General features: G+C 37.7%; 16 protein-coding genes. 6 read left to right on the plus strand and 10 right to left on the minus strand.

Annotation, left to right across the window (positions count from 1 at the left end; all coding sequences use genetic code 11):
• The first annotated feature begins 7 nt into the window (after window positions 1–7).
• The 3 genes from G9H65_RS00150 to G9H65_RS00160 are packed head-to-tail and all read left to right on the plus strand — an operon-like array spanning window position 8 to window position 2,103.
• Window positions 8–919 (plus strand): N-acetylneuraminate synthase family protein, encoded by a 912-nt coding sequence (locus G9H65_RS00150; protein WP_166373274.1) that lies wholly within the window; start codon window positions 8–10, stop codon window positions 917–919.
• 3 nt (window positions 920–922) lie between these two features.
• A complete protein-coding gene (locus tag G9H65_RS00155; RefSeq protein WP_166373276.1) occupies window positions 923–1,726 on the plus strand; it encodes a sterol desaturase family protein in 804 nt (267 codons plus the stop codon).
• Window positions 1,723–2,103 carry a DMT family transporter gene (locus tag G9H65_RS00160; protein WP_205753204.1) on the plus strand — a complete coding sequence of 127 codons (381 nt, stop codon included), beginning with the start codon at window positions 1,723–1,725 and terminating at the stop codon, window positions 2,101–2,103. The genes G9H65_RS00155 and G9H65_RS00160 overlap by 4 nt, the downstream gene beginning before the upstream one ends.
• Here the strand turns inward: G9H65_RS00160 and G9H65_RS00165 are convergent.
• The 9 genes from G9H65_RS00165 to G9H65_RS00205 form a co-directional block, all read right to left on the minus strand.
• Window positions 2,100–2,585, minus strand: coding sequence for a KdsC family phosphatase (locus G9H65_RS00165; protein WP_166373278.1), 486 nt, complete (start codon window positions 2,583–2,585; stop codon window positions 2,100–2,102). The two genes, G9H65_RS00160 and G9H65_RS00165, sit on opposite strands and share 4 nt — an antisense overlap.
• Window positions 2,586–2,596: 11 nt before the next feature.
• Window positions 2,597–3,397 carry an SDR family oxidoreductase gene (locus G9H65_RS00170; RefSeq protein WP_166373280.1) on the minus strand — a complete coding sequence of 267 codons (801 nt, stop codon included), beginning with the start codon at window positions 3,395–3,397 and terminating at the stop codon, window positions 2,597–2,599.
• Window positions 3,398–4,735, minus strand: a complete 1,338-nt coding sequence (locus tag G9H65_RS00175) for an aminotransferase class III-fold pyridoxal phosphate-dependent enzyme (protein WP_166373282.1) — start codon at window positions 4,733–4,735, stop codon at window positions 3,398–3,400.
• A gap of 3 nt (window positions 4,736–4,738) precedes the next feature.
• Window positions 4,739–5,644 carry a transketolase family protein gene (locus G9H65_RS00180; RefSeq protein ID WP_166373284.1) on the minus strand — a complete coding sequence of 302 codons (906 nt, stop codon included), beginning with the start codon at window positions 5,642–5,644 and terminating at the stop codon, window positions 4,739–4,741.
• 10 nt (window positions 5,645–5,654) lie between these two features.
• On the minus strand, window positions 5,655–6,509 hold the full coding sequence (locus G9H65_RS00185; RefSeq protein ID WP_166373286.1) for a transketolase: 855 nt from the start codon (window positions 6,507–6,509) through the stop codon (window positions 5,655–5,657).
• On the minus strand, window positions 6,487–7,314 hold the full coding sequence (locus tag G9H65_RS00190; RefSeq protein ID WP_166373288.1) for a cytidylyltransferase domain-containing protein: 828 nt from the start codon (window positions 7,312–7,314) through the stop codon (window positions 6,487–6,489). The genes G9H65_RS00185 and G9H65_RS00190 overlap by 23 nt, the downstream gene beginning before the upstream one ends.
• Window positions 7,304–8,347, minus strand: a complete 1,044-nt coding sequence (locus tag G9H65_RS00195; RefSeq protein ID WP_166373290.1) for a hypothetical protein — start codon at window positions 8,345–8,347, stop codon at window positions 7,304–7,306. Before G9H65_RS00195 ends, G9H65_RS00190 begins: the two co-directional genes overlap by 11 nt.
• Before the next feature lie 234 nt (window positions 8,348–8,581).
• Window positions 8,582–10,162 carry a SusD/RagB family nutrient-binding outer membrane lipoprotein gene (locus G9H65_RS00200; RefSeq protein WP_317164391.1) on the minus strand — a complete coding sequence of 527 codons (1,581 nt, stop codon included), beginning with the start codon at window positions 10,160–10,162 and terminating at the stop codon, window positions 8,582–8,584.
• 39 nt (window positions 10,163–10,201) lie between these two features.
• Window positions 10,202–13,438 (minus strand): SusC/RagA family TonB-linked outer membrane protein, encoded by a 3,237-nt coding sequence (locus G9H65_RS00205; RefSeq protein WP_317164392.1) that lies wholly within the window; start codon window positions 13,436–13,438, stop codon window positions 10,202–10,204.
• 452 nt (window positions 13,439–13,890) lie between these two features.
• Between G9H65_RS00205 and G9H65_RS00210 the strand changes: the two genes are divergently transcribed.
• The 3 genes from G9H65_RS00210 to G9H65_RS00220 are packed head-to-tail and all read left to right on the plus strand — an operon-like array spanning window position 13,891 to window position 16,852.
• Window positions 13,891–14,637 carry an HAD family hydrolase gene (locus G9H65_RS00210; RefSeq protein ID WP_166373294.1) on the plus strand — a complete coding sequence of 249 codons (747 nt, stop codon included), beginning with the start codon at window positions 13,891–13,893 and terminating at the stop codon, window positions 14,635–14,637.
• Entirely contained in the window at window positions 14,624–15,769 is a 1,146-nt protein-coding gene (locus G9H65_RS00215) for a TIGR03364 family FAD-dependent oxidoreductase (RefSeq protein ID WP_166373296.1), read from the plus strand. Before G9H65_RS00210 ends, G9H65_RS00215 begins: the two co-directional genes overlap by 14 nt.
• A 6-nt stretch (window positions 15,770–15,775) precedes the next feature.
• On the plus strand, window positions 15,776–16,852 hold the full coding sequence (locus G9H65_RS00220) for an alkaline phosphatase (RefSeq protein ID WP_166373298.1): 1,077 nt from the start codon (window positions 15,776–15,778) through the stop codon (window positions 16,850–16,852).
• On the opposite strand, the gene G9H65_RS00225 is transcribed toward G9H65_RS00220, so the two are convergent.
• Entirely contained in the window at window positions 16,843–17,283 is a 441-nt protein-coding gene (locus G9H65_RS00225; RefSeq protein WP_166373300.1) for a GNAT family N-acetyltransferase, read from the minus strand. The two genes, G9H65_RS00220 and G9H65_RS00225, sit on opposite strands and share 10 nt — an antisense overlap.
• Window positions 17,284–17,329 lie beyond the last annotated feature (46 nt).

The raw sequence follows: 17,329 nt of genomic DNA on the forward strand, positions 1-17,329 counted from the left end.
AGACCTTATGAAACAAATTACGTTAAATACTGGAAAAACGATTGGAGAAGGTAGTCCTTGTTATGTCATAGCTGAGATTGGAATCAATCATAATGGCTCCTTGGAAATAGCAAAACAGTTAATTGATGCTGCTGTTGAAGCAAAAGTGAGCGCTGTCAAATTTCAGAAACGTACTCCAGAAATCTGCGTTCCTAAAGATCAATGGGAAATTGTAAGAGATACACCTTGGGGTAAAATGACTTACATCGATTATAAAAGAAAAACAGAATTTGGGATTTTAGAATACTCCGAAATTGATAATTATTGCAAATCGAAAGGTATCGATTGGTTTGCTTCCGCATGGGATGAACCTTCGGTAGATTTCATGGAACAATTCAATCCTGTGATGTACAAATTAGCGTCTGCTTCATTAACCGACGATTCTCTAATTCGTAAAATATGTGCTACTGGCAGACCCATCATGATTTCCACAGGGATGTCTCGCATGGATGAAATAAGTTTTGCCGTGGATTTAATTAGAGAATATGGTGATTATCCTTTAATGATTGCTCATGCTACCTCTGCCTATCCTTGCAAGCCAGAGGAGTTAAACTTACGAATGATTAAAACTCTTAAAAATATGTATCCAGAATACATTATCGGGTATTCAGGGCATGAAACAGGATTAAGTACAACAGTTTCTGCAGTAGCCATAGGAGCTCAATTTGTAGAACGTCATTTTACCCTGGATCGGGCCATGTGGGGATCTGACCATGCTGCATCGGTGGAGCCACAAGGCTTTGTACGTTTGGTAAAAGATATACATGATACGGAATTATCCCTAGGAAATGGAATCAAACAAGTATATGAAAGTGAAATTGGACCTATGAAAAAACTGCGTGTTAATATCACGGAAAACAGGTTAGTGGATATGCTTTAATAAATGAAATTACATGACGTCCATATAATTTGCTTTATTGTACTCATTGTAGGAGTTATACTTTTAATCTGGTTTGAGAGGAAATACCCTTATCGTAAGGGTATTTCCTTTTTTAGAGAAGGATTCTGGACCGATTTACTGGCATATGCGATTGTACAAAGCTTTCTACTTAAAATTTTGATATTTGATTATATCATTGCCCCAATTCAACTTTTTATTCCAATAAAGTATATGATTTCAGTGGGCAGTTGGCCAATAGCATGTCAACTGCTCTTCTTTTTGATTACGCATGATCTATATATTTATTGGTTTCATCGCTGGCAACATGCCAATAAAATATTATGGAGAACTCATGAAGCGCATCATTCCAATCAAAAAATTGATTGGATCGCAGGAGCTAGATCTCATTCTCTAGAAATTATTATCAACCAAACCATTGAGTTCCTACCCATCATTTTACTTGGAGCAGACCCTATCATTATTCCTATCAAAGGATTAATAGATGGATTATGGGGAATGTTCATTCATGCTAACATTCGAGTTAGTCTTGGAAAACTAAAGTACATCATCAATGGCCCAGAGTTTCACCTTTGGCACCATGCCAATCATCATGAAGTCTTTCACGCAAATTTTTCAACTAAATTTAGCTTTTGGGATGTGATTTTTAGAACTTTATATGAGAGCCCAAATCAACCAAGTTCTTGGGGCCTATACTATAAATTTCCTGAAAATTATTTCGCCCAGCATTGGTATGCATTTTACCGATGGACATTTGAACCTAGGGAAAAAAAGCAAGAAAACTTATGATTAAACCTTGGCTGTATTTATTCATTGCATCCATCTTTGAAACAGGCTGGACCTATTCTTTGAAATACATGAATTTTGAAAAATTCAAACTCTCATGGAATCAACATTCTCCTTTTTCCATGGCATTTTTAACAGAGCTTTCCCCTTTTTTAGGATATATAGTTTTTGGAATTGCCAACATCTATTTTCTGTCTATTTCATTGAAAGATATCCCTACAGCCACTGCCATAGCCGTTTGGACAGCCTTTTCTTTGGTTCTCATCAAAATAACCGATGTTTTCTATTTTAAAACACCTACAAATTTCCTAGAAATCGCCTTTTTAAGTTTGATTGTTATTGGAATAATTGGACTAAAACAATTTTCTGCTTCCAATTAATTTATCCCCTGAGCCTGGAGAATAAGCTCAGCCATTTCTCTAAAGCATCCTTCTCCTCCTTTTGTGTTGAGCACCATGGTCGCTACTTTTTTAACTTGTTCTACAGCATCTGCTGGACAAAAAAATGCCCCTACAAAAGGCAAAACAACCAAATCATTGACATCATCCCCGATATAAGCAATTTGCGAAGCTTGCAAATCGTACTTTTTTAACATTTCAGCCAATACTCTTTCCTTATCCTTAATCCCTAAGTGCAATTCTGATATTTGGAGTTTCTCAGCTCTTTTCACTAAGGAAGCTGATACTTCACCCGTAATAATTCCTGTTTGGATTCCTCTTAATTTACGCAATCGCTCAACTCCCATACCATCCCTAATATTGAATTTCTTCCATGCTTCACCAGCCTCTCCATAATATACCCCTCCATCTGTCAAGACTCCGTCGCAATCCGTCAAAACTAACTTAATACTATCTAACTGCATGATATTTTGGTTTAAATCGCTGTAAAACCACCATCAACAACCAAATTTGCCCCAGTCATATAGGCAGAGGCATCGCTAGCTAAAAAAAGTAAGGCGCCTGCATAATCGGATGCTTTTGCCATTCTTTTCAGTGGAGTTTTTTGAATATATTGTTGTATAAAATAATCAGACTGCCCATTCTCTACACCTCCTGGCGACAATGTATTTACCCGAATTCCTTTATCTCCCCAATAGGCCGCCAAATATCGAGTGAAGTTTATAACAGCTCCTTTCGTAGTAGGATATGCCGGAGTTTTATAAAAGACTTGTTTACCTGTTTCATCTTTATAAAGCCCTTGATCTGGACCTACCATGCCATATGTAGAAGCAATATTGATGATACTTCCTCCCTTTTCTAACATTAATTGCCCCATTTTTTGTGAAACTAAAAACATGCCCATGACATTCACCTCCCATGATTTTTTAAACATAGACAGTGGATAATTTTCAAAGGATGATAATGCTAATACATTAGCTGAATCTTGAAAATGGTCGTTAATAGCTGCATTATTCACCAAAATATCTACATGCCCAAATTGGCTTTTCACCCAACTAGCAGCTAATTGAACCGATGGCTCGAAACTAATATCCATGCCTATTCCCATGGATCCATTCCCTAGTGTTTGGGCAAATTCATGGCATGCTGACTCATTTAAATCCGCCACAATAACCGTAGCTCCTGCATGAGCCAATGCCTTGCAATGCTCTTTTCCAATCAAACCTAAAGCACCCGTAACCAAGGCTACTTTGTCATTTAATTCAAATAAGTCCATCTAGTTAACTTTAGGCTTAATATTATGATCCGTAACTTTTCTAAAAACCGCCTCTAATACCTCCCCTTTTAACAATGATTTAACCGTATTCGACTCTATGGCCGATTTTAACCTAGGTAAAATATCTGAATATGCTTCCATGGTATAGGCTAAATCTTCCTGACTATGGCTATATGACATATTATGAAAGCCGCCCCACAAAATCCCCTTTTGCAATAATTCCTGCTGCATAAATGTCTTCAAAACTAGGGAATCCTGACCTTCTGCAGCATAGGTTAGCATGGTCCGACATGGATAACCCACACAAGCACTTATATGGCTCATCCCTAAATCAGAGGTCAATTGATTATAGGCGTTTTGAAGCCATAATCCCTTTTCTTCCAAGACTTTTGGAACAGCATGTTCTTTCATAAATGAAATAGTTGCTTTTGCGGCAGCTAAAGACAAAGCCTCTCCTCCGAATGTCGTATAAGAAAACACATCCTCATCGAACAATTGCATCACATCCTTCCTCCCCGTTAAAATAGCTAATGGCATTCCATTAGCGCATGCTTTAGAAAAAGTAGCTAAATCAGCTTTAACTCCAAAATATTCCTGAGCTCCACCCAACGCAATCCTAAATCCAGTCCACATCTCATCAAAAATGAGTAATGTGCCATTAGCACGACATATTGCTGCTAACTCCTTCAAAAATCCTTCCTGCGGTTTTTCAAATATAAATGGCTCAAGAATAACACAAGCCACCGATTCATCCAAAGCTTCACGGATACTTTCTATATCATTAAACCCGAATGTAAAGGACAAATTTTTAATACTTTCTGGTATACCTTTTCCTCTAGAAGTAATCCCTATATACCAATCATGCCAGCCGTGATAACCACAACAAAACACTTTATCTCTACCGGTAAATGCCCTAGCCACACGAATCGCCGCAGATGTGACATCGGCTCCTGTTTTACTAAATTTTACAGCCTCTGCATGGGGGATGATTTCGGAAATTATTTCGGCAACTTCAACCTCCAATGGATGCATTAATGAAAAAGTGATGCCGTCTTTCAATTGTTCGATGATCGCTTGATCAATTTCAGATATCCCATATCCTAGAGATAAAGGACCAATCCCCATATTGTAATCAATGTATTCATTCCCGTCCACATCCCATACATGCGAACCCTTCCCCTTTTGTAGGTAAATGGGTGCTACCCCTTTGGAGAATTGACCTGGACCTTTTGCCAATGTCTGAGTAATGGGTTTTTGTACCTCCAGCCCTCGGTGGTACCAAGATTGAGAAACAGAAATAGGGGGTAATGCAGCATTAAACTGAACCGAGTTAGGCATAACTTATTGATTTTCTTGAATAAATTTCGAAATACGTAATACTAAATTAGGGACATCAAAGCCCTCATATTCAACCACTTCTTGTAAACGAGCAGGTCGAAACCAATGAGCATCTAATGCCATAGGCTTCACAGGAATAGACCATTGGTTGCTAACTAAATTCTCCGCCACGATACTAAATAATCCCCCAGTTAAAAAATGATCCTCGATGGTGACCAGTAATTGTGTTTTCCCAATTAAGGCCTTTAGCATATCCACATCAAATGGCTTTAGGCTTCTAACGTTCACCAATCCAACATCATACCCCGCTTCTTCCAAGGATAACATGGCATGATAACTGTTCTCAAACATAAAACCGTAGGTCAAAATGGTCACATCTTTACCTTCTGCAACAATCTCTGCCTTACCTAGCTCGTAATTAGTATGTTTGTATTGATTAGATGTGGTGTTGATTCGCACATAACTTGGATTTTCGGTCTCCCAAATGGCTGGTAACATCTTCACTAAATCGTCCTCATCAGCGGGAGCAAACACTTCCATCCCAGGTATGCTCCTCATAATGGCTACATCCTCAATGGCCTGGTGCGTAGGTCCGTTACCGTCCGACAAAAAACCTGGAATGAAACTGCTCATTTTGACAGGTAAATTGGGAATACCTATGGAGGTTCGGGTAAATTCAAATGCCCTCATGGTAAGAAAGGCTGCCAAAGCATGCACAATTGGTTTCCTGCCACGCAAAGCTAAGCCTGCAGCAGCTCCCATCATGGTTTGCTCTGTAATTCCTGTATCAATAAACCTGTCACCCAAAATGCCTGGTAAATTCCGAACCAAAGCCCTATTTTCTGCCGTCATGACCACATATCTCTGATCATGAGTGGCTATTTCTTGTAATAATTGTTCGTAAGTCATGGTGCTCCTATTATCTAGCTACAATCGTTTGAGAGGTAATATCAGCTTGTTTAATTTGATGTAATTCATCCAATAAATCGGCTATTTCCTGTGAATTAAAATTGCAAAACCAGCGGTCAGCGCGTGCTTCAATAGAGGGTAATCCTTTGCCGCGTATTGTATCACAAATGATCATGGATGGCCCTTGATTTAATTCCAATTGAGTAAAAACTTCCTCTAATTGGTCAAAGTCATGGCCATTAATCCGATAGGTTTGTAAACCAAAAGCCTGGCATTTATCTTGGAGAGGTTCTAGAGGAATTAATTCTTCTGTAGCCATATTGGCTTGAAAATGATTCCTATCAACAACAAAAATTAAATTGGATAATTGTTTGGCTTGGGCTACTAAAAATGCTTCCCAACATGAACCTTCATTTAATTCTCCATCGCCTAGAATACATACCACTCGGTTATTTCCTTTTCTTAGACGAATCTCCAAGGCTACCCCAATAGCCACCGCAGGAAGCTGGCCCAATGAGCCTGCATGAAATTCCACTCCTGGAATATGTTGGTTAGGATGCCAGTAAATATGGTCATTGACAGATAAATGATTTTTCAATCTTTCGGGCTCAAGCCATCCTAATTCTACAAAAATTCCATATAAGGCAGGAACATCATGGCCTTTCGATAAAAACAAATAATCTCTATTTTCATCATCTAAATGCTGTGCATCTATCTTCAAAAAGGACGTGTAGAGATAGGTTAACATATCAACTGCCGACAAAGATGCGCCTAAAAAGCAACCTCCTTCACTCGCCAAAGGCACAATTCGCTCCCTTACGCGTAAGGCAAATTCTTGTAGTTCAATTCGTTTTTCTAATTTCATGGTACATGTTTGTTTGTTCAACACCAATCGTTCTTAATTCATGTAAATGATTTCTGTACCAATTCACCCCAGCATAGGAAGAATTAATCTGGTATATTTTAGGATGAGCTTGTAACAAGGAGAGAATATCATCTAAGCCAAAAAGTGGCTTAGAGAAATACAAATGCTGGTAGACCTGATCTATAAAGGTTAAATCTTCTGGGTAATCTAAGGTAAATCGGTGACTCATATCATACTTTAAACCACTTTTCCATTCCCAATTTCCTATGCTAAATAGACTTGGATTTTCCCAAAAATAGGGTGTCGTATGTTCTCTTTCAAAAGGGCGTTTTGCCTCCTTCCATGCTTTTTCTAAAGCAGAAAAGGTCATCATTTCAACATCATTTCCGTCTGGATACGAAGCAGGATGAAGGTTACTCACAAAGTCAAATTCCCCTTCATGTAAGAAACAATAATCAAAAACATCATCGATGATTTGTGGATCTATCAATGGGCAATCAGATGGAATTTTAACAATCCAATCGGCGTCATAAGCTTTAGCTGCTTGATAGTGCCTATCCAACAGATCGTTGAGAGATCCTCTAAATACGTTGAATCCATATTTTTTAGAAATTTCTACGATGGAAGCATCCTCTGGCTCTAAGGATGTGATGACCACAATCTCTACTTTTCTTTGAATCGATTGGATACGCTCAAGTTGATGAATTAATATAGGTTTATCCAAAACAGGTTTCAATACCTTATTCGGAAATCTACTTGAACCTGTTCTGGCTTGAACCAAAATCAGCAACTTGCTATTCTCCATAGCCTTTGACACATTTTTCAAAACTAGAAGAATATTGATCTATAAATTGATTTCTTTTACCCGTAAATTCGATATACTCACGACAAATAGTTGATATATTTTCCGCCGAGCTTCCTTCATTTTGAATGGGCATTAATTGATTCAATTCATCAATATTAAAATAAGAATATACTTTTTTTCCCAGTGCTATACCTGTATAAACTACGGTTGAATATTGAGTAATTAACTCACTGCAATTGGCAATCATTTCATTGGTCGGTCCATCCGTAAAAATCAAGGTATTTTCAGGACAAATGCGTTTGATTTCTTCCATGGCTCTTGATTTATTTTCATTGGGATGAAGTTTAAACAACAACCTTTTTTCTCCTGCTATTTCCACACATTTCTTTAAAAACTTCGTTCGGTTTTCAAAGCGGAATGTTTCTCTTATGTCAGAAGTTGCCACCATCACATAATCTGAATAAGGAAAATCATTATCTAGAAATAGTTTCAAATGATCATAATTGGGAATTCCCGTCACAACGACCTTGTCGGGATTTGTCCCTTTTTCTGTTATGTAATTTTTATATCCCTCCGACGCAGCACAATAAATGTCACATAAATTTGACGTCCCATTCAGTGATGTTCCCATGGTCCAATACCGCGGCAATTTTAACTTTTGAATGATCCCACTCCAAGTTGTAAAGGGGTCAATCATGCCTTCTTGAACCCAAATCGTTTTTACGCCTTTAAACTTCTTAGGGAATAATAAATCTGAACAAAAAACCACTAAATCATAGTGATGCAATTCGGCTTTATCATCGATTTTCAAGCCTTGCGATAGTAAGTAATTTTCTGCAATTCTTTTTAATGGTCGACCCATGATAGTCCCATTTAGAATCCCCCATTTTATAGCAAGGGATATGAATTGATCATCACTAAAAAATTGACTAAAGTAACAATCATATTCAGACAGGTACATAGAAATCTTATGCATCTGAATGGTTTGATTCATGGAACCTGTTAAAAACAATATCTTCTTTCTATTAGCCATGTATAACCTAACTGTAAAGTAAATTTAGGTAGCTAACTTGGTTTAATTTGAGGCAAAAATCCGATTTAATAATTATGTAATAGTTTAAAAAAACAAGCATAATATTGGGTATTCAAATCACTCAATATTATCCAATTGCATAACACAAATCACATATTCTCATAATATTACAAAAACAAAAAGCCAGGCAATGCCTGGCTTTTTAGGTAACTTATTTCTCATTTTAACCATTAACTATTTGATCAACCACATCAAATCATTAATATCATCTGTGCCGTTGAATTGACTTTGAATTGCTGCTTTATAATTAGTTGCATTCGTCGTTCTTTCTGTTGTAGGATATATCCATCGAACGGCAATTCTATTGGAATTACCATTACCCACACCTACATCAAATTTAGGGAATCCAGTTCTTCTCCAGTTGAAATAAGCCTCCATACCCGAGTTCATAAAGAACGCCAAGTATTTCTGAGAAACAATTTGTTGAATGGCTTTAGAAGCATCATATTTCACACCAGCTTGGGCATAATAATCAGCAAAAGAGAAGTCAATCGTATAATTAACCTGATCCGCTGCTGCCATTGAACCTGTTCTAGAATATGTCATGGTATTCACTCCATCTTTCACTCCATAAAATGCTTGAGAAGCTTGAATACCTTTCTTATACCAATCTTCCGCAGAACCTGTTGCCCATCCTCTAGCGATACCTTCCGCCATGTTGAAACATAATTCTGGATATCCTACGATGAACGTATTTTCTGCCGTATAATTTTTATAGTAACGGTTTCTATTTTGGAAAGAGTATTTACCCGGAGCAAAACCTGCACCATTATTGATACCGGCCTTATCTGACATATCCGCCAAATCTTCCGCAGAGCTTGCACCTAAGAAGGCTGAATAATCTGACGGTAATTTGCCTGATTTCAATTCAAATCCAGCTGGCTCACAAGTAACCATCACACGTGGGTCCTTTAAACCTGATAGCAAATTGACATAAGCTGCTGCCATATTTTGACGAGTAGCATCAAAACCAAAGTTGTCTGGATTAGATGGATACTTGTTGAAGTTATTCCATTTAAACTCCAAGTTATCCGCCATGGAAGTCATCATAGGATACTTCGTCGGATTACTGATCATTTCTGCGAATTTGGCCTTTACCCCCAATTCAGCATCCGTATCTTTCTTAGATAAAGTGACCAATACACGTAAACGATAGGCATTAACGGCCTTTTGCCATTTCTTCAAATCACCATTGTAATAGATATCTCCAGAAACGGTTTCCCCCTTGGCAATTAAGCTCGTTAAATCCGTATTGGCATCATCCAACCACTTCAAGATTTGAATGTAGATGGCCTTTTGAGAATCATACTTAGGAGAAACTCCTTCGATTCCCTTCAAAGCCTCTGTCAAAGGTAAATCACCGACACGTTTCGACATTTGATCATAGAAATAGGCTCTAAAGAATTTACCTAAAGCAGCATAACCATTCACGTCTGCCAATCCAGCACGTTTAGCTTCTTCTTCCATTTTCACCACATTTTTTAAGGTAGTAAACTGGTTTGGCATTTGTCCAAAAGTGTATTCATTATTTGCATAATAATTGTAGTTCGAGCAATAAAACTGGTTCCAGCGCATCTCCGCACTAAATGGACGACCATTATCATTGAACATACTATACGCTACTCCTTGGAATACCAAAGAAGCAGGCACATGCACAGGTTTGTTGGAATCAATTTCCAACTGATCAAAAGGTTTTTCACAACTACTCAACGTGACCATCAAAAGGCCAAAAAGAGCAAGGATATATTTATTCATTTTCATATGCTTTATCATTTAAATCGATAATTCGATGGATTAAAAAGTAACGTTAAAATTCACACCGTAGCGACGAACCGAAGGAGTTTGTGGACCTGATCCACCATCAAAAACATATTGGTTTAAATCAATGTCTGTTTTCTCCGCGAAATAAAATAAGTTACGTCCTACCAAAGAAACATTGGCTTGATGTACAAATTTTCCGAACCATGCTGAAGGTAAGTTGAAAGTCAAATTCACCTCACGTAACATACTAAATGTTCTACTCATTAAGTTTCCTTCATCTGAATTATAATACCTAGAAACATAATCTTGAACAAATTGTTTGGTGGTATTTGGGGTATACTGTAAAGCCGAGTAGTTGGTTACTTTACCATCCACATCATAGGCAATAGCTACTCCATTACTAACCTGTACCCCTTCTCCAACAAAAGCTTTCACACCCACAAAATCCTGTGGACGAGCCTCCGCAAAAATGCCGGTAGTAGTACCAATATGACGACCACCACGGTACGTTTGTCTTTGGGTATAGTTTGAAATTACCCCTCCAATACGTCCATCAAATTGAAAACTTAAACTCACATTTTTATACGTGAACTTATTGTTGATACCATATACGAAATCCGAATTGATATTGCCTAAATGCTGAGATACTGGATTATAAATAGGGCGTCCAGAAGCATCATTAATGATTTTTCCTTCCGGTGTACGAACAAAAGCTCTACCATACATTTTATCTAAGCGATCACCCACTTTCAAGAAGGTATTTAAGCTATTCACTCCTGGGTAAATCTCTTTCAATGTCTCAATATATGAACCATAGTTTGCGACTACATCCCATGTAAACCCGCTTTCTGTTTTAATTGGAGTTCCTGTAAGCGAAATATCAAAACCATTTTTCTCTGTTTTAATACCATTCACCAAAGCTGAACTATATCCTGAGGTAGTAGAAATTGGTAAAGAGAAGATAGAAGGACCATCTAATGAATTCCAATAAGTAACATCCAAACCTAAACGATTTTTAACAATACGTAAATCCATACCAATTTCTTTCTGAGTAGTAGAACTTGGATTTAGGTTCGGATTATTCAAGGTGTTCGTATAAGATGCTGCCGTTTGATTATTGTACAATGGGAACGTAGAATATGCCGCTGAATTGGTATACGCTGGACCATCATAAGGTGATTGATATTGCTCGCCATATCCGATTGGGTTACCTCCACCTATCGAAGGTGTTGTTCCAATAGTAGAGGCCGTTAAACCATCTTTTACATTGGCATAAGAAGCTCTAAACTTCAAGAATGAAATGACCTCTGGAAGTTTGATGTAATCAGATAATACCGTTGCAGCAGAAACCGAAGGATAGAAGAATGCATTATTTCCAGCTGGCAAAGTAGACAACTTATCTAAACGACCTGTAGTAGAAACGGTAATAAAGTTCTTGTATGAAAAGTCAGCAGAATAATAAGCAGACAATACTCTCATTTCTGAACCAAAGTTAAATAGTTTCACAGGGTTCGAAGAGTTCGCGAAATTGTATAAACCTGGCACGTTTAAGTAATCCGTAGTTCCGTACATTGATTTATACTGGAAAGTTCTCATGCTACCACCCGCGGTGATTTTTGTATTCAATCCACTTGTGATATCCTTATCGTAAGAAACCAATAATTCTGTATTATTTTCAAATAAAGAACGACGGTCCTCGCGGTAATCCCCGCGACGCTCATCACGTCCATATGAACCAGCAGAATAAGGGAATTTTTCCGTTCTTACCATGTCCCAAGTTGTTACTTGCGTACGTCCCAAAACCTCTAAGCCATCTGCTAATTGATAACGCAATGCTGCTTGACCTACCACATCATTTTTGTAATGACCACGTAACCACTCATATGACATAAAGTATGGGTTATTGTAACGCTGATATTCTGCATAAATCTGCTGAATACCTTCTTTACCTTTTTGCCAGTAATTACGCATATCATCCACGTTCCAGTCAGCACCTGCCCAATAGACAATATTATAAATGATGGAGTTAGGACCATAATTCACATCGGGAATGTTGGGAGTATATTGACGGTTATATTGCAAATTAGACTCAAATTTCAACTTATCAGAAAACTTGTAATCAGCTACGATATTGAAATTGGTAATGTTCATTTTCGTATTTGGAACAATACCTTTTTGATAAATGTGAGAAGTAGAAAAACGCAAATTATACTTGTCGCCAGTAGCAGAAACAGAAACGTTGTTGGTTGATAAAATACCTGTTTCTAAAAAACGTTTCAAGTTATCTTTTCCTCGGTTAATCCAAGGAGTCCCCGCACGAACTCCCGTAATTGGATCCACAGGTGAATCATATTGTGGGATTAACTGTCCATTGAATTTTGGACCCCAACCACCATCGTAATCACCATCATTTAATCCACCACCTTTACCATCTCCAAAAGCATAACGACCGTGATCACCAGGGCCATATTCATCTTGAACTTCTGGAATGGCATAAAATCCATTTTCCATCATAGTTGATGAATTTGCCTCCACAGAAAATCCTCTTTTATCTTTTGAACCTCGTTTTGTTGTAATTAATATAGCTCCATTTTTACCACGGAAACCATATAATGCCGAAGCAGATGCTCCCTTTAACACGGAATATGTTTCAATATCATCTGGAGAAATGTTCCAAGTATCCGAGTTAATAGGTACACCATCTACTACATATAGAACGGTGGAGTTACCACGTAATGAGATAGTAGGTTTTCTTAAAAGTTCTGGCTGTGCACCCACCGTTAAACCTGCTACCTTTCCTACCAAAGCATTGATCGCATTAGGCTCACGAGCTTTCACTACAGCTGCTCCATCCAAAGACTGAATAGATACACCAATTTTTCTTACCTCTTTTTTGATACCTAAGGCTGTAACAACTACTTCTTGAAGCTGCTTATCATCGCCTACTAGGACAATTGAAAGTTCGGTTTGAGCTCCAACGGCTACTTCTTGCTTTTTGTATCCAATCATAGAAACCTGCAAAACAGCATTGGCATTCACCGAAAGAGAGAAACGTCCCTCCGCATTCGTATTCGTTCCCATATTGGTGCCTTTTACTTGGATGGAAACACCAGGTATCCCAGAATTATCCTCTTTGGAGATTACCCGTCCACTGATACTTCTAGATTGGCCCATTGCCAACATAGTCGTCAATTGAAAAAAGACCATCATAAGCCAAGCCGACTTATGCGCAATCTTTCTTCGAGACATTTTTTGTAAAAAGTTTTTCATAAAGTTTTTTGTTTTTAAAGAATGTTAAAAAAGAATTTTAGGTTTAGATGTACAAAACGAACCAAAACGATTAATTCTGTTTTCCAATAAATAAACAATTAAGAGCCAAAATGCTCATAATGAATTAGTTTACTAGAATATCTGATAGAATGTACTAATTCTACTACATATAGTCAATGTCCTTGGAGAGTTTTACCTTTTTCTAATCCCTTAAATTTTCACACAAAAGTATTCCTAGCAGGTAAGCTAACTGTGTGCCATAGAACAAGAAATTGTTAAGAAAAATAGTCCTTTGTTACGAAATTGTTGACAAACAATTAAGACATGGTTAGCACTTTGCTGGATATCAAATAAACTTAAAATAATACCAATTTATTCTTTACAATTATTTCACATCCAACTAATCCATTGCTAATTTAAAAACTGGAAATTCGCACTCAAACTACTCTATCATGTCCACAAAAAACATTCAATTAGTCGTATTAGATATGGCTGGAACAAGCATCTTAGATGAGCATGAAGTGGAGCACTGTTTCAAAAAAGCCGCTCTAAAAAATGGTTTATTGTCTAGCGATGACCGCATATTAGCCTTACAGGGCTATGCCAAACTTTATGTTTTTCAAACTCTTTGGACAGAACAATTGGGAGAAGGAGATCCCATGGTGGAACAAAAAGCCCAAACTTCTTATCAAGATTTTACTCAAATTTTAGAAGAACATTACCTAAAATCTGAAGTTAAACCTACGGAAGGTTGCCTTGAATTATTCCATTATTTACATCAACAAGGTATTTATATAGCCTTAACAACAGGTTTTTATCGCAAAGTCGCTAATATCATTTTAGATAAAATAGGATGGGGAAAAAACCTCAACCAGAATTACATGAATATCCAAAACAAGGCGGGCATACACCTTTCTGTTTGTCCAGATGAAGTACATGGAATAGGCCGACCAGCTCCCAATATGATTGAACTTGCCATGTCTCGTTTTGGTATTACGGATAAAAGTCGGGTCATCAATGTGGGTGATACGCCCGTTGACTTAGCCTTTGGTAAAAATGCAGGAATTCGTCTTGCACTTGGAGTTTGTAATGGCACTCACTCAAGAGAGCAACTAGAAGCTTATCCAAATGATGGCCTACTGAATAATATTGCTGATTTAATACCCATTATTGAAAAAGTGAATCATGAAAAAATATGATTTAATCATTGTAGGCGCAGGCATCATCGGGACCTTTTGTGCTTATCACGCCTTAAAAAAAGGAAAAACTGTCTTATTATTAGAAAAAGACGCACAACCTTTTGAGGCCAGTTTCCGTAATTTTGGACAGGCTGTTCCATCGGGCCAATCGCTTCCTCAATGGTTTGAATATGGCCGTAAATCCTTAAAAATTTATAAGGACTTACAAGAAAACACTGATATTTCTCTCGTCAAAAATGGGTCCTGGTATTATGCTTCAGACGAACAAGAAATGACGCTGCTAGAAGAAATACATCAACTTTTTACGGAAAGAAATTATACCAATAAACTCTACTCGGCTCACGAATGCCTGGAAATAAATCCCTCCTTAAAGAAAGAGTATGTAAAAGGAGGCCTATTTTTTCCCGAAGAAGCATCACTCAATCCTTTGGTGATGGTACATCGGGTCAGAGAATTTCTTATCCAGTATATGGGATTACATTACCAGCCTTTATGCTCTGTGATTTCCATTGAAAAAAAGCGAGGCATTGCTAAGATTCATAGCGCACATGGACAAGCTTTTTGGTCTGATAAGGTCATTTTAGCCAGTGGTAGAGATACCCAATTTCTATTCCCAGACTTATTTGCTCAGGCCGACTTAAAAATCAGTAAGCTTCAAATGATGCGTTTAAAGCCACAAAAACGGGCATTTGGTGCCAATATTTTAACGGGTTTAACGATTCGTCGTTATGAAAGTTTTCACTCTTGTCCCTCTTTTCACAAGCTAGAAGCAAGTGTCGACCAAAAACTTTTACAGGAGCAGGGTATTCATATTCTATTCAAACAAGCAGCCGATGGCTCCATTATTTTAGGTGATTCTCATGCTTATGTTCCAGCGCACCAACAAGCCAATTTTGGTTTTGAAATAGCTACAGAAATCAACGAAATGATGCTGAATGAAGCCAAGAGAATTCTGCATCTTGAAAGTTGGGATGTAGATTCCACCTGGGCAGGATATTATTTACAAGCCAACAAATCAGATATCTTTACCAAAACATTGGACGATGTCATTCATGTGATCAATGGAATTGGTGGCAAAGGAATGACTACAAGTCCCGGATTTACAGCAGAATACATTCAAAAACTTTATTAACCTTCTATGAAAAATGTCATTTCCATCAGTTTTCTTTACTTACTTGCAATTACCGCTTTTGGACAAAGTTCTACCATTAAATACCCGAAAAATATCATCTTTTTAATTGGTGATGGTATGGGAGTCAGTCAAATTTATGCTGGCCTAACAGCCAATAAAGGACATCTAGCCTTAGAAAGAATTCGTCACATTGGCTTTCATAAAAATCAAGCATCTGATAATTATGTAACAGATTCAGCGGCAGGAGCCACGGCATTTTCTACAGGTAAAAAAACCTACAATGGAGCCATAGGGGTAGATGCCACACAAACTCCACAAGTTACCCTTTTAGAATTGGCCGAGAAAAAAGGTATGGCTACGGGTTTAGTCAGTACCGCTGATATAACAGATGCTACACCTGCTGCTTTTATTGCCCATCAGATCAAGCGCAACATGCATGATGAGATAGCCAAAGATTTTCTCAAAACAGACGTAGATATTGTTGTGGGAGGTGGAAGAAAAAGCTTTGACCAACGAAAAGATGGTCAAAATTTATTGGATTCTCTTAAATCAAAAAAATATCAAGTAGTTGAATCCCTAGCTGAAATGAATGCCATGAAGCAAGGGAAATTTATCTATTTATATGCACCAGGAGACCCCATTAAAATGAGTGAAGGCAGAGGGGATATTTTACTTGATGCAACGAACAAATCAATGGAATTACTTTCCAAGAATAAAAAAGGCTTCTTTGTCATGATTGAAGGAGGACAAATTGACTGGGGTGGACATGCGAATGATACCAACTATGCCGTGTCTGAAATGGTGGATTTCAATAAAAGTATAGACGCTGCCTTAAATTTTGCTGAAAAAGATAAAGAAACATTGGTTCTAATTACGGCTGATCACGAAACGGGAGGTATGGCTTTATTGGGAGGAGATATGACAACAGGCGAAGTAAAAGCTTCATTTATTACCAAAGGACACACAGGACAAATGGTTCCCGTTTTTGCTTATGGACCAGGCTCGGAAGCTTTTCAAGGAATATACCAAAATACCGCCATTTTCGACAAATTGAAAGCGGCCCTAAGATTATCTCAAAAATAGATTGTAAATTTTTCATGTGAATTAGTAAAGCCCATCGCTTCATAAAAAGCATGGGCTTCTTTTCTTCGTTTGTTCGAAGTCACTTCGATTGATTTCACATCCTTTTCCTTAAGCTCATTTTTAAGCGCTTCAATTAATTTTCTACCGAGGCCTTTCCTTTGACAAGAGGCCGTAACCATTAATTCTTGAATCTCGTAAACCATTCCCTCGTGATGCAATAGGTTTTGACCTACCACACTCAAAAAACCAACTACTTGATTTTCCATATTTTCTGCGACCCAAACATGGGTATGCATATGCCCCAAATACTCCGCCCAAATTTGAGCAAAAATTTGTGGGTCAGACTCTCTGTTTTCTAGCTCATTGACAAGTTCCAATACAGCTTTTCCATCATCTAATTTAGCTTGGCGAATGGTATAATTTGGGTCCATTTTACGGATTTGTTACGGCTATGTGAAATCTATTTTAAATCGCTTC

This window comes from Aquirufa ecclesiirivi, from assembly GCF_011250515.1.
Lineage (GTDB): Bacteria > Bacteroidota > Bacteroidia > Cytophagales > Spirosomataceae > Aquirufa > Aquirufa ecclesiirivi.